General features: G+C 66.6%; 11 protein-coding genes. All 11 read left to right on the plus strand.

Annotated elements, in window-relative coordinates; genetic code table 11:
• Window positions 1-29 precede the first annotated feature (29 nt).
• The 11 genes from argS to CBI38_RS10680 all read left to right on the plus strand — a co-directional run bounded on the left by argS (window position 30) and on the right by CBI38_RS10680 (window position 13,486).
• A complete protein-coding gene (gene argS, locus CBI38_RS10630) occupies window positions 30-1,682 on the plus strand; it encodes an arginine--tRNA ligase (RefSeq protein WP_109328679.1) in 1,653 nt (550 codons plus the stop codon).
• Window positions 1,679-3,100: a diaminopimelate decarboxylase gene (gene lysA, locus CBI38_RS10635; protein WP_109328681.1), complete on the plus strand. Its 1,422-nt coding sequence runs from the start codon at window positions 1,679-1,681 to the stop codon at window positions 3,098-3,100. The genes argS and lysA overlap by 4 nt, the downstream gene beginning before the upstream one ends.
• 53 nt (window positions 3,101-3,153) lie before the next feature.
• Window positions 3,154-4,440 carry a homoserine dehydrogenase gene (locus CBI38_RS10640; protein ID WP_109334992.1) on the plus strand — a complete coding sequence of 429 codons (1,287 nt, stop codon included), beginning with the start codon at window positions 3,154-3,156 and terminating at the stop codon, window positions 4,438-4,440.
• Window positions 4,437-5,519 (plus strand): threonine synthase, encoded by a 1,083-nt coding sequence (gene thrC, locus CBI38_RS10645; RefSeq protein WP_109328683.1) that lies wholly within the window; start codon window positions 4,437-4,439, stop codon window positions 5,517-5,519. Before CBI38_RS10640 ends, thrC begins: the two co-directional genes overlap by 4 nt.
• Window positions 5,520-5,563: 44 nt before the next feature.
• Complete coding sequence (gene thrB, locus CBI38_RS10650) at window positions 5,564-6,508, plus strand: homoserine kinase (protein WP_109334993.1); 945 nt, start codon at window positions 5,564-5,566, stop codon at window positions 6,506-6,508.
• Window positions 6,509-6,829: 321 nt separating this feature from the next.
• Window positions 6,830-8,959: a transcription termination factor Rho gene (gene rho, locus CBI38_RS10655; RefSeq protein WP_109328685.1), complete on the plus strand. Its 2,130-nt coding sequence runs from the start codon at window positions 6,830-6,832 to the stop codon at window positions 8,957-8,959.
• A gap of 223 nt (window positions 8,960-9,182) precedes the next feature.
• Window positions 9,183-9,425, plus strand: coding sequence for a 50S ribosomal protein L31 (gene rpmE, locus CBI38_RS10660; RefSeq protein WP_109328687.1), 243 nt, complete (start codon window positions 9,183-9,185; stop codon window positions 9,423-9,425).
• A 116-nt stretch (window positions 9,426-9,541) separates the two neighbouring features.
• Window positions 9,542-10,621 carry a peptide chain release factor 1 gene (gene prfA, locus CBI38_RS10665; RefSeq protein ID WP_109328689.1) on the plus strand — a complete coding sequence of 360 codons (1,080 nt, stop codon included), beginning with the start codon at window positions 9,542-9,544 and terminating at the stop codon, window positions 10,619-10,621.
• 54 nt (window positions 10,622-10,675) lie between these two features.
• Complete coding sequence (prmC, locus tag CBI38_RS10670) at window positions 10,676-11,605, plus strand: peptide chain release factor N(5)-glutamine methyltransferase (protein ID WP_109328691.1); 930 nt, start codon at window positions 10,676-10,678, stop codon at window positions 11,603-11,605.
• Complete coding sequence (locus tag CBI38_RS10675) at window positions 11,602-12,270, plus strand: L-threonylcarbamoyladenylate synthase (protein WP_109328693.1); 669 nt, start codon at window positions 11,602-11,604, stop codon at window positions 12,268-12,270. Before prmC ends, CBI38_RS10675 begins: the two co-directional genes overlap by 4 nt.
• 34 nt (window positions 12,271-12,304) lie before the next feature.
• Window positions 12,305-13,486 (plus strand): glycosyltransferase family 4 protein, encoded by a 1,182-nt coding sequence (locus CBI38_RS10680; protein WP_109328695.1) that lies wholly within the window; start codon window positions 12,305-12,307, stop codon window positions 13,484-13,486.
• The last annotated feature ends 13 nt before the right edge of the window (window positions 13,487-13,499 follow it).

A 13,499-nucleotide genomic window follows, 5' to 3' on the forward strand; every position in this document is an offset into this window, starting at 1 on the left:
GGGACGTCTTGGCCATAGGATAGATACCTGTGACTCCAGCTGACCTTGCCGAACTGCTCCGCGGAACCGCCGCGAAGGTGCTCGCCGAACGTGGACTCGACGTGTCCGTGCTACCCGAAACTCTCACGGTCGAGCGCCCGCGCAACCCCGAGCACGGTGATTACGCCACCAACGTCGCGATGCAGGTGGCAAAGAAGGTCGGCACCAACCCCCGCGAACTCGCGACCTGGCTCGCCGAGGCGCTGACCGCCGCCGAGGGTATCGACAGTGCCGATATCGCCGGCCCCGGTTTCCTCAACATCCGCCTGGCCGCCGACGCCCAGGGCGCCATCGTCGCCAAGATCCTCGAAGCGGGCACCGCGTACGGATCCGGGCACACCCTCGACGGCAAGAAGATCAACCTGGAGTTCGTGTCCGCAAACCCGACCGGACCCATCCACCTCGGCGGTACGCGCTGGGCTGCTGTCGGTGACGCGCTCGGCCGCATCCTGTCCACCCAGGGTGCCGCCGTCACACGCGAGTACTACTTCAACGACCACGGCGCCCAGATCGACCGCTTCTCCCGGTCGCTCATCGCCGCCGCCAAGGGGGAACCTGCTCCCGACGACGGTTACGCGGGTGCATACATCGCCGACATCGCGGCTCAGGTGCTCGCGCAGCGTCCCGATGCACTGGAACTTCCGGCGGGTGAGCAGCAGGAAGTGTTCCGTTCGCTCGGAGTCGACCTGATGTTCGCGCACATCAAACGCACCCTGCACGAGTTCGGAGTGGACTTCGACGTCTACTTCCACGAAAACTCGCTGTTCGAGTCCGGTGCGGTCGAGAAGGCCGTCGAGACCTTGAAGTCCTCCGGCAGTCTCTTCCAGGAGGACGGTGCCTGGTGGCTCAAGAGCACCGACTTCGGTGACGACAAGGATCGTGTCGTCATCAAGAGTGACGGCAACGCGGCCTACATTGCGGGGGACATCGCCTACTTCCAAAACAAGCGTGCGCGCGGCTTCGATCTGTGTATCTACATGCTCGGCGCGGATCATCACGGCTACATCGGCCGGCTCAAGGCCGCGGCCGCCGCATTCGGCGACGACCCGGACACCGTCGAGGTGTTGATCGGGCAGATGGTCAATCTGGTCCGCGACGGGGTCGCCGTGAAGATGAGCAAGCGGGCCGGGACGGTGATCACGCTCGACGACCTGGTCGAGGCCATCGGTGTCGACGCCTCGCGATACGCGTTGATCCGCTCGTCGGTGGATTCGAGCATCGACATCGACCTCGAGCTGTGGACCAGCACGGGCAACGAGAACCCGGTCTACTACGTGCAGTACGCGCACGCCCGGTTGTCGGCCATTGCGCGCAACGCCGCCGAGCTGGGTGTCACGGTTGCCGATCCGGCCTTCGCGTTGTTGGTCTCCGAGCAGGAGGGTGATCTCATCCGCACGCTCGGCGAGTATCCGCGCGTCGTCACCAGTGCGGCGAATCTCCGTGAGCCGCACCGCATTGCGCGGTACCTCGAAGAGCTGGCCGGCGCTTACCACCGGTTCTACGGCGCGTGCCGGGTTCTGCCTCAGGGCGACGAGGAGGTCGGGCCACTGCATGTCGCGCGGCTCGCTCTGTGCGACGCCTCGCGTCAGGTACTGGCAAACGGTCTCGCGCTCCTCGGCGTGAGCGCCCCGGAGCAGATGTGAACGCGCATCCCGCCGGTCCCAAGCACGCCGAACAGCTACACGCGCCCGGACTGCCCGAACGTCCCACCGACGCAACGGCATTCGCGGCGCTCGCTCCTGAGGTGTGGCCCCGCAACGCGGAACGCGGTCCGGACGGAGTCGTCCGATTGGCCGGGATTCCGGTCACCGAACTCGCGGAGACGTACGGGACGCCACTGTTCGTCGTCGACGAGGACGATTTCCGCTCCCGCTGCCGTGACATGGCGCGCGCATTCGGGCCCTCGGCCAAAGTCCACTACGCGTCCAAGGCGTTTCTCTGCGGCGAGATCGCCCGTTGGGTGGCAGACGAGGGGCTGTCGCTCGACGTCGCCTCGGGCGGTGAATTGGCGATTGCGTTGCATGCAGGGTTCCCGGCGGAGCGAATCGCCATGCACGGCAATAACAAGTCGGTCGCCGAACTTCAGGCGGCAGTGAAGGCCGGAGTGGGCCACATCGTCCTGGACTCGTCCATGGAGATCGACCGCCTCGACGCAGTCGCCGCCGAAGCCGGTGTCGTACAGGATGTCCTGATCCGTGTGACGGTCGGAGTGGAAGCGCACACCCACGAATTCATCTCGACCGCCCACGAGGACCAGAAGTTCGGTTTCTCACTGGCAGGCGGCAAGGCGATCGACGCGGTCCGGCGAGTATTCGCCGCAGACAATCTGCGTCTCGTCGGGCTGCACAGCCATATCGGTTCGCAGATCTTCGACGTGGACGGATTCGAGGTGGCAGCACACCGGGTGATCGGGCTGCTCCGCGACGTCGTCGCCGAGTTCGGTGTGGACAAGACCGCCCAGATCTCGATCATCGACCTCGGTGGCGGTATGGGCATCTCGTATGTGCCCAGCGACGATCCTCCGCCCGTGGACGAGTTGGCGGCCAAACTCGGCGACATCGTGCGCAACGAGTCCGCTCTCGCCGGCCTGCCCGAGCCGACCCTTGCAGTCGAGCCGGGACGAGCGATCGCCGGGCCGGGGACAGTCACGCTCTACGAGGTCGGCACCATCAAAGACGTCACCGTCGGGAGCGCGCTCACTCGCCGCTACGTCAGTGTCGACGGCGGAATGAGCGACAACATCCGCACGGCGCTGTATCAAGCGGAATATGAAGCGAAGCTCGTCTCCCGAGTCAGCGGAGCCGAACCCGTGGTGTCGCGAGTCGTGGGTAAACACTGCGAATCCGGCGACGTCGTCATCCGTGACACCTGGATGCCCGAGGACATCGATGCCGGCGATTTGCTTGCCGTCGCTGCCACCGGTGCATACTGCTACTCGATGTCGAGTAGGTACAACCTGCTCACCCGTCCTGCCGTGGTGGCGGTGCGCGACGGACAGTCGCGCGTGATCCTCCGGAGGGAAACCGTGGAAGACCTGCTCAGCTTGGAGGTACAAGAGTGACCGTCGAATCGGCGCAACGTGCTGTCGGTGTGACCGAATCGGCGCATCGCGCTATCGGAGTGGCCGTCCTCGGCCTCGGCAACGTCGGGAGCGAGGTGGTTCGCATCCTGCAAGAGCACAGCGAAGACCTCGAGGCCCGCGTCGGTGCGCCCCTGGAACTGCGGGGAGTGGCGGTCCGCCGCCCCGGCAAGGACCGGGGCATACCGGAGGAGTTGCAGACCACGGACGCGGACTCGCTCGTGGCGCGCGACGACGTCGACATCGTCGTCGAGGTGATCGGCGGCATGGACCTTCCGCGCAAGCTGATCCTGTCGGCACTGAACTCCGGCAAGTCCGTCGTCACCGCCAACAAGGCCCTCCTCGCCGAGCACACCGGTGAACTCGCCGAGGCGGCAGAGCTGCACCGCGTCGACCTGTACTTCGAGGCGGCCGTCGCCGGTGCGATCCCCGTGATCCGCCCGCTCACCCAGTCCCTTGCCGGTGACCGGGTGAACAAGGTCGCCGGAATCGTGAACGGCACCACCAACTTCATCCTGTCGGCCATGGACGAAACCGGGGCCGACTATGCGGAAACGCTCGCGGAGGCGGGAAGACTCGGCTACGCCGAAGCCGATCCCACCGCCGACGTAGAGGGTTACGACGCCGCGGCGAAGGCCGCTATCCTCGCGTCCATCGCCTTCCATACGCGGGTCACCGCGGGTGATGTGTACCGCGAGGGTATCTCCAACATCACCGCTGCCGACCTGACGTCGGCGAGGGCCCTCGACTGCACTATCAAGCTGCTCTCCATCTGCGAGCGCATCCCCACACCCGACGGCAAGGAGCGCATCTCCGCACGGGTCTACCCGGCGCTGGTGCCGCTGAGTCACCCCCTCGCGTCGGTCAACGGAGCATTCAACGCCGTGGTTGTCGAGGGCGAGAACGCCGGAAGGCTGATGTTCTACGGTCAGGGCGCCGGCGGTGCCCCCACCGCGTCCGCTGTGATGGGTGATCTGGTGATGGCCGCGCGGAACAAGGTGCACGGTGGCCGCGGTCCGCGCGAGTCGAAGTACGCCAAGCTCAAGATCGCGCCCATCGGCGACATCCCGACGCGCTACTACGTCAACATGCAGGTGACGGACAAGGCCGGTGTGCTGTCGGCCGTTGCCGCCGAATTCGCCGAGCACGGCGTGAGCATTTCGACGGTGCGGCAGGAAGGCGCGGGCGACGGTGCCCGGCTGGTGGTCGTTACCCATGTCGCGACGGACTCCGCGTTGTCGGAAACCGTTGAGGCATTGAGCAAACTCGAATTCGTCACCGCTGTGACCAGCGTGCTGCGACTGGAAGGCACCGAACAATGACCGGCACCCGCAACCCCGTGCACACTCCATGGCCGGGGCTGATCGAGGCCTACCGTGACCGCCTCGCGATCGGACCGAACTGGAAGACGGTGACCCTCCGTGAGGGCGGCACGCCGCTGCTTCCCGCCGGGCATCTGTCCGAGATCACGGGCTGCGACGTCTACCTCAAGGTCGAGGGTCTCAACCCCACCGGCTCCTTCAAGGACCGCGGGATGACGATGGCCGTGACCGACGCCCTGGCGCGCGGTCAGCAGGCTGTGCTGTGCGCGTCGACGGGCAATACGTCCGCCTCGGCGGCCGCCTACGCCGCCAAGGCGAAGATGAGCTGCGCGGTGCTGGTACCGCAGGGCAAGATTGCCATGGGCAAGCTGGCGCAAGCGGTCATGCACGGCGCCCGGATCATCCAGGTCGAGGGCAACTTCGACGACTGCCTCGAGCTGGCGCGCAAGACCACGGCCGAGTTCCCGACCATCGGCCTGGTCAACTCGGTGAACCCGGTCCGGATCGAAGGCCAGAAGACCGCCGCTTTCGAAATTTGTGATGCATTGGGCAAGGCCCCGGACGTCCACGCGCTTCCCGTCGGCAACGCCGGCAACATCACCGCCTACTGGCGGGGTTATTCCGAGTACTACGCCGACGGGCTCACGAGCGTGAAGCCTCGCATGCTGGGCGTTCAGGCGGCAGGTGCCGCCCCGCTCGTCCACGGTGCACCCGTCAAGGACCCGGAGACCATCGCGACGGCCATCCGCATCGGTTCGCCCGCGTCCTGGAACGGTGCGGTCGCCGCGAAGGAGGAGTCGCACGGGGCCTTCCGCGCCGCGACGGACGAGGAAATCCTCGAGGCGTACCGACTGATCGCCTCCACCGAAGGTGTGTTCGTCGAACCCGCCTCGGCGGCGAGTGTCGCAGGACTGCTGGCCGCCCGGAAGGAAGGCTGGCTCGACTCCGGACTCACCGTGGTCTGCACGGTCACCGGCAACGGATTGAAGGACCCGGATACCGCACTCGCCGGTATGCCTGTCGTGCAACCCATTCCGGTCGATCCTGTCGCTGTCGCGTCGGCCCTCGAGCTGGCGTAGTGGTGGCGCCCACGCCCATCACGCCGCAGGATCAGACCGCAGACATGACACAGACCCTGCCCACCGGGCTCACCGTGACTGCCCGTGTGCCGGCGTCGAGCGCCAATCTCGGGCCCGGATTCGACACCCTCGGCATCGCGCTCGGGCTCTACGACGAGATCACGGTCACCACCACGGGTTCGGGTTTGAAGATTCGTGTCGAGGGTGAGGGCGCCGAGGACGTGCCGTGGGGCCCCTCCCATCTGGTGGTACGCGCGATCGAACGTGGTCTGGAGTCGGCCGGCGTGTGGGCGGAGGGCCTCGACGTCGTGTGCCGCAATGCAATACCGCACTCGCGGGGCCTGGGGTCGTCCGCGTCTGCCGTGGTCGGCGGGTTGGCCGCGGCCAACGGTCTCGCGATGAAGCTCGATCCCGCACTCGGCCTCTCGCCCGACCAACTGGTCCAGTTGTCGTCCGAGTTCGAGGGGCACCCCGACAACGCTTCGGCGAGCGTGCTGGGCGGCGCCGTGGTGTCGTGGAGTTGTGAAGATCAGGAATCCGCGGGCGCCTCCACGTCCGGGAATCGCTACTACGCGGTGCCCCTGACGGTGCATCCCGCGATCCGGGTCATCGCCCTGATCCCGGGTGAGCGTTCGTCGACCGCTCACACGCGGGGATTGTTGCCCGAGGTCGTGGCGCACCGTGACGCCGCGTTCAACGTCAGTCGCGGCGCTCTCGCTGTGGTGGCGCTCACGGAACGGCCGGACCTTCTGATGCCGGCCACTGAGGATCGGCTCCACCAGGTTCAGCGGGCTCCCGCCCTTCCGCTGACCACCCGGTGGATCTCCTTGCTGCGGAAAGCCGGCATTGCCGCGGCGGTCTCCGGTGCGGGACCGACAGTCCTCGCGTTGAGTACCGAGCCGCTACCGGACGATCTCCGAGTACAGGCGGAGGCCGAGGGACTGCAGGTCCTCGAACTCGACGTCGCCGAAGGCGTCCGGATCAGCTGACACGCCGGAAACGGGTCTTCTTGCCCCTACGGTCGTTCACAGCTATCCTGGGCAATGTCCGTACATCGTGCGCATCAGACGCCGGTGCTTCACCAGGGCGATTACTCCAGGTCAATCGGGGTTGACGGCTCCTGGCACGATCCTCCGCACTTTCTGTTGTGTAGGGATTGCGAGTGCGCCTGTTCAAGGTGATGTGATGGCGGGCAAGCCGGCAGTTCAGCTAAGCAACGACGTACGGCACATCCGAATTCGGTACTGAACCGGATTACGGGACGAACCCTCGACTCTGCGCAGCGCGAGTGAGGGAAGGAAAGGACCTCCGTGACCGATACGGACCTCATCGCCGCTCCTGCGGACGCCTCCTCGGTGGATACCGTTGGCGCGCAGGCAGGCGACTCTTCACAGGCGTCATCGACCGCACCGGAAAACGGTGCAGTGACGGCCTCCACAAAGCGCGCCGAGGCGCGCCGAGGTGCCGGGCTGTCCGGGATGGTGCTGACCGAGCTCCGTGCCCTTGCGGGCGAGCTCGGTATCAAAGGCATTTCAGGGATGCGTAAGGGCGACCTGATCGCCGCGATCAAGGATCGGCAGGGCGCCTCGTCGGCGCCGGCCGCTGCGACGACCGAGGCCGCGCCCCGCACCCGGACGTCCCGCACCAAGCGTGAGCAGCCCGCGCAGACTGCCCTCGACGTGTCTCCGCAGCAGGAGACCGCCGAGAAGGCGGCCGAAAGCAAGGCGCCGGAACCTGCAGTCGCCGACGGCAGCGCGGCCGACACCGATGTCCCCGAGGGGGGCCGACGCGGGCGTCAGCGCCGTGGCTCCTCCCGCCGGGCAGGTGCCCCTGAGCAGGGCGACCAGGCCGACAGCGGACAGGACGCTCCCTCGCAGAATGCTGCCGTCCAGAATGGCGTCGACACCCAGCAGGCCGAGCGCAAGCAGGTCGACGACCGTCAGGACAGTGCGGAAAAGTCCGGAAGGCAGGACGGCTCCGGTGAGCAGTCCGGCGACCGCACGCGGCGTGAGCGTGGGGACAACCGCGGCAGCGACCGTGGTGACCGGAACGACCGCGGCGACACCCGCGAGCGGGACCGCGGTGACACGCGCGAACGTGACCGCGACCGGGGTGATCGCAACCAGGGCAGCAACAACGGCCCGCGCACGAGCGACAACCGTGACAACCGGGGCGGCGACGACGAAGAAGGCGGCCGCGGACGACGTGGACGGCGCTTCCGCGAGCGTCGTCGTGGGCGCGACCGCGGCGAAGGCGGCGGCGGGGACGTGCGTGAGACGGAGATCCGGGAAGACGATGTCCTGCAGCCGGTAGCCGGCATCCTCGACGTCCTCGACAACTACGCTTTCGTGCGGACGTCCGGGTACCTCGCGGGCCCCAACGACGTCTACGTGTCGATGAACCTCATCCGAAAGAACGGACTTCGCCGCGGCGACGCGATCACCGGTGCCGTCCGGGTTGCACGCGAGGGTGACCAGGGAAATCAGCGCCAGAAGTTCAACCCGTTGGTGCGGATCGACACGGTCAACGGCGGCGACATCGAGGCGGCGAAGAAGCGCCCCGAGTTCGGGAAGCTCACCCCGCTGTACCCGAATCAGCGGTTGCGTCTCGAGACCACGCCGAACATCCTCACCACCCGCGTCATCGATCTCGTGATGCCGATCGGTAAGGGTCAGCGCGCGCTCATCGTGAGCCCGCCGAAGGCCGGTAAGACCAGCGTTCTGCAGGCCATCGCCAACGCGATCGCGACCAACAACCCCGAGTGCTACCTGATGGTCGTGCTGGTCGACGAGCGTCCAGAAGAGGTCACCGACATGCAGCGATCGGTCAAGGGTGAGGTCATTTCCTCGACCTTCGACCGCCCGCCGGGAGACCACACCTCGGTCGCCGAGCTCGCCATCGAGCGTGCGAAGCGTCTGGTGGAGGCCGGTAAGGACGTCGTCGTCCTTCTCGACTCGATCACTCGTCTCGGCCGCGCGTACAACAACTCGTCGCCGGCGTCGGGCCGCATCCTGTCCGGTGGTGTCGACTCGACAGCGCTGTACCCGCCGAAGCGTTTCCTCGGTGCAGCCCGCAACATCGAGAACGGCGGTTCGCTCACGATCATCGCGACGGCCATGGTCGAGACCGGTTCCACCGGCGACACCGTGATCTTCGAGGAGTTCAAGGGCACCGGTAACGCCGAGCTCAAGCTCGACCGCAAGATCGCGGAACGGCGGGTGTTCCCGGCTGTCGACGTCAATCCTTCGGGAACGCGTAAGGACGAGCTGCTGCTCAGTCCGGATGAGGCCGCGGTGCTGCACAAGCTCCGCCGGGTGCTGTCTGGTCTCGATTCGCACCAGGCCATCGATCTGCTGATCGATCGCCTCAAGAAGAGCAAGAGCAATCTCGAGTTCCTCATGCAGGTGTCGAAGACCGCTCCGGGCGCGATCGACGACTGAGTGCTCGACACGGCAAAGCCCGGCGACCTGTCGCCGGGCTTTGCCGTTTCTCCAGTACAGAGCAGGTGGAATTAAATGCGGGGGAGCGGCGTTGATCTCTCCGCAAGCACACATGCCGATTGGGATCGCACTCGCGCGATCTGGCATACTGAACGGCTGAGTCCGGTTCCGGTTCACGTCTTCGAATGGCGAAGGCGACCCGGCGACCATTGAAAGGGACACCATGAAGTCAGGCATTCACCCCAATTACGTGGCCACCACCGTGGTCTGTGGTTGCGGAAACACTTTCGAGACCCGAAGCACCAAGGAGACCGGACGGATCAACGTCGAGGTCTGCTCGCAGTGCCACCCGTTCTACACCGGTAAGCAGAAGATTCTCGACACCGGTGGACGCGTTGCCCGCTTCGAGGCTCGCTACGGCAAGCGCGCCGGCAAGGGCGCAGCAAAGGAATCTGCCGAGTCCTAGCTGGTCCGCCGACGCCCGTCCTGCGATAATTGCAGGCCGGGCGTCGGCTTTTTTGTGCCGTTTCCCTCGGCACCCCGTAGTGCGCAGCGCGCGCTGAGACGAGAGTGGAGCCCATCATGGCAGGGACGACCCAGCCGTCGGCGATCGACGACATCCTGGCCGAACATGCCGGCCTCGAGCAGCAGTTGTCCGACCCAGCGCTGCACAACGACGCCTCCGCGGCCCGCAAAGCCGGGAAGCGTTTCGCCGAGCTTGCGCCCATCATGTCGACGTACAGCAAGCTCAAGGCTGCGCAGGACGATCTCGCAGCCGCGCGTGAGCTCGCCGTCGACGATTCCAGCTTCGCGGCCGAGGTGCCCGCACTCGAGGCCGAAGTGCTCGAGCTCGACAAGGCACTGACGGATCTCCTCGCGCCGCGCGACCCGCACGACGGTGACGACGTGGTACTCGAAGTGAAGTCGGGCGAGGGCGGTGAGGAGTCGGCGTTGTTCGCGTCCGACCTCGCGCGTATGTACGTCCGGTACGCCGAGCGGCACGGGTGGCGCGTCGAGGTTCTCGATGCGACAGTGTCCGACCTCGGTGGATACAAGGACGCGACCCTGTCGATCAAGTCGAAGGGCGAGGTTCGGGACGGGGTGTGGGCCCGTCTGAAGTTCGAGGGCGGCGTCCACCGCGTGCAGCGCGTGCCCGTCACCGAGTCGCAGGGCCGGGTACACACCTCGGCTGCCGGCGTCCTGGTCTATCCGGAACCGGAAGAGGTCGAGGAGGTGCAGATCGACGAGACTGATCTGCGCATCGATGTCTACCGCTCCTCCGGTAAGGGCGGTCAGGGTGTGAACACCACCGACTCGGCGGTGCGGATCACGCATCTGCCCACCGGAATCGTTGTGACGTGCCAGAACGAGCGCTCCCAGCTACAGAACAAGGCGCGGGCCATGCAGGTGCTGGCCGCTCGCCTCCAGGCAGCGGCCGAGGAAGCAGCAGACGCCGAGGCATCGGCCGGGCGGCAGAGCCAGGTGCGCACGGTCGACCGCTCCGAGCGCATCCGCACCTACAACTTCCCGGAGAACCGCATCACCGATCACCGAATCGGCTTCAAGTCGCATAATCTCGATGCCGTCCTGGACGGTGAATTGGACGCTCTCCTCGACGCGTTGGGCAAGGCGGATCGTGAGGCACGGCTCGCCGCGGAGTAACGCGGTACCCAGGACCGGAGTATCACCGGTCCCCGGGCGTGGCAGTCTGTACCCGTGAGCCGACTTCCCCTTCGCCTGGCCCTGATCGATGCAGCTGCGCAACTCGACGAGGCAGGGGTGCACAGCGCCCGCGCGGACGCCGAGATGCTGGCTGCCCATCTGCTGGGGGTGGAGAGGACCCGACTGGGTCTCGTGCCGCTGGTCGACGAGTCGGTGATCGACGCCTACAAGAAGATGGTCGAACAGCGCGCCAAGCGAATCCCGCTGCAGTACATCCTCGGAACCGCCGCCATGGGTGACATCGACATCGAGGTCGGTCCCGGCGTCTTCGTTCCGCGCCCGGAGACCGAACTTCTCCTCGGGTGGGCGCTCGCGTTCCTGGGAAGCTGCGACCAGCACCCACCCGTCGTCATGGATCTGTGTACCGGGTCGGGTGCGCTCGCGCTCGCCATTGCCCACGCCCGCCCCGACGCCGTCGTGCACGCCGTCGAACTCGAACCGCACGCGCTCTCCTGGGCGCGGCGCAATGCCGATGCCCGCGCTGGAGCGGGCGACACCCCGATCAAGCTGTACCAGGGCGACGTCACCGACCGGACGATCCTGACCGGCCTCGAAGGTGCAGTCGACCTCATCGTTGCCAACCCGCCGTACATTCCCGAGGGCGCGGAACTCGAGCCGGAAGTGGCGGATCACGACCCGCACAGCGCACTATTCGCCGGACCGGACGGATTATCTGTGATCAAGCCGATGATCTCGAATGTCGCGCGGTGGTTGAGAATCGGGGGAGCAGTGGGAATCGAGCACGACGACACCAATGGTGCGGACGTTGCGGCGCTGTTCGCGGCGCGTCGGGTGTTCGGTGACGTCGCGGAACACCCCGACCTCGCGGGCAAGCCCCGCTTCGTGGTGGCTCGGCGCATCGCGACCGATGTCGAGGCGCAGCGTGCGGAGGCCGCAGGCGAGGATGAAAGAATGAGCCGGTGAGTACCGTTTACGACTGTGGCCGCCCCGATTCCCGCGCCGCCGGAATGAGTGCGGCCAAGAACGCCCTGAAGGCTGGACGACTCGTCGTCCTGCCCACGGACACCCTCTACGGGATCGGCGCCGACGCATTCGACGGCGATGCGGTCGCCGCGTTGCTGCGGGCGAAGGGCCGTGGCCGCGATATGCCTGTGCCGGTGCTCGTCGGATCGTGGAACACCATCGACGGCCTCGTGTACAGCGTGCGCCCGCACACCCGCGACCTCATTCGGGCCTTCTGGCCGGGTGGCCTGAGTCTTGTTGTGGAGCAGGCTCCTTCGCTGGCGTGGGACCTCGGTGATACGCGCGGGACGGTGATGCTTCGCATGCCCCTGCATCCGGTCGCCCTCGAACTGTTACGTGAAGTCGGACCACTTGCGGTGTCGAGCGCCAACGTCTCGGGACAACCGCCGGCCACCACCGTCCAGGAAGCTCGGGACCAGCTCGGCGGATCGGCCGGCGTGTACCTGGACGGCGGACGCGCCGAACAAGGCCGGGCCTCCACCATCGTCGACCTCACCGGCGCGAGCCCCCGCATTCTCCGGGAAGGTGCCGTACCCACCGGTGACGTCGCCGACGTCCTCGGGGTGTCGGCGGAGAGTCTGCTCGAGGGGACCGCGACGGCATGACCGGGCTGCGCGGGGCAACGGTAGCGTCTGCCCAGTGATTGCTGCCGAATCCGCCGGCGTGGTGCTGGCTCAAGCAGGTGGGGGTGCGGGTGTCCCTCTGCGTGAACTTCTGCTCGTCCTCTTCACTGCCGCGGTGGTCACCTACCTCGCCACCGGCGCAGTCCGGCTGTTCGCCCTGCGGTTCGGGGCAGTGGCGGTGCCTCGGGACCGGGACGTGCACGTCACGCCCACGCCCCGACTCGGGGGCGTCGGAATGTACCTGGGCATGCTGGTCGCTCTGTTGTTCGCCCAGCAACTACCCGCGCTCACCCGCGGATTCGAGTTCACCTCCGACATCCCCGCGGCCCTGGTGTCGGGGTTCGTCATCGTTCTCGTGGGGGTGGTCGACGACCGGTGGGGTCTCGACGCGCTGACCAAGTTCGTGGGCCAGGTGACGGCCGCCGGAATCCTCGTCGTGATGGGCGTCAGCTGGTTCATCATCTACGTTCCGTTCGGCGATGGCACCACGGTGATTCTCGACCAGCTGCAGGCGGGACTGGTTACGGTGGCGGTCGCCGTGGTGATGGTCAATGCCATGAACTTCGTCGATGGCCTCGACGGTCTCGCCGCAGGTCTCGGGCTGATTTCCTCGCTCGCGATCTGCGTGTTCTCGGTCGGATTGCTCCACGATCAGGGCGGTGATGTGAGCGCCTATCCGCCGGCGTTGATCGCCGCAGCACTGGCAGGCGCCTGTCTCGGTTTCCTGCCGCACAACTTCCAGCCTGCGCGCATCTTCATGGGCGATTCCGGGTCGATGCTGATCGGCCTGATGCTCGCGGCGATCTCGACCAGCGCCTCCGGCCGCATTCCGCTGACCGCTTACGGCACCCGCGACCTTCTGGGTCTTCTGTCGCCATTGCTGCTCGTCGGCGCCGTCATGTTCATCCCGATCCTCGACCTGCTGCTTGCCGTGGTCCGGCGTACGCGCGCAGGCGTCAGTCCGTTCAGCCCCGACAAGATGCATCTTCACCACCGTCTCCTGCAGATCGGGCATTCGCATCGGCGAGTGGTCCTGCTCATCTACTTGTGGGTCGGCGTGCTGGCGTTCGGTGCGGTCGGATCTGCCTTGTTCGACCGCCGCGTAGTGGTGCTCCTGGTGGCCGGCGGACTCGTCTTCGCGCTGGTGGTCACGGCCGTACCCTCCATCCGGGGGCAACAGCACGACCGCCAGACGTGAGGTCACGGTTGCG

Origin of the sequence: Rhodococcus oxybenzonivorans, assembly GCF_003130705.1 — a bacterium.
Classification (GTDB): domain Bacteria; phylum Actinomycetota; class Actinomycetes; order Mycobacteriales; family Mycobacteriaceae; genus Rhodococcus_F; species Rhodococcus_F oxybenzonivorans.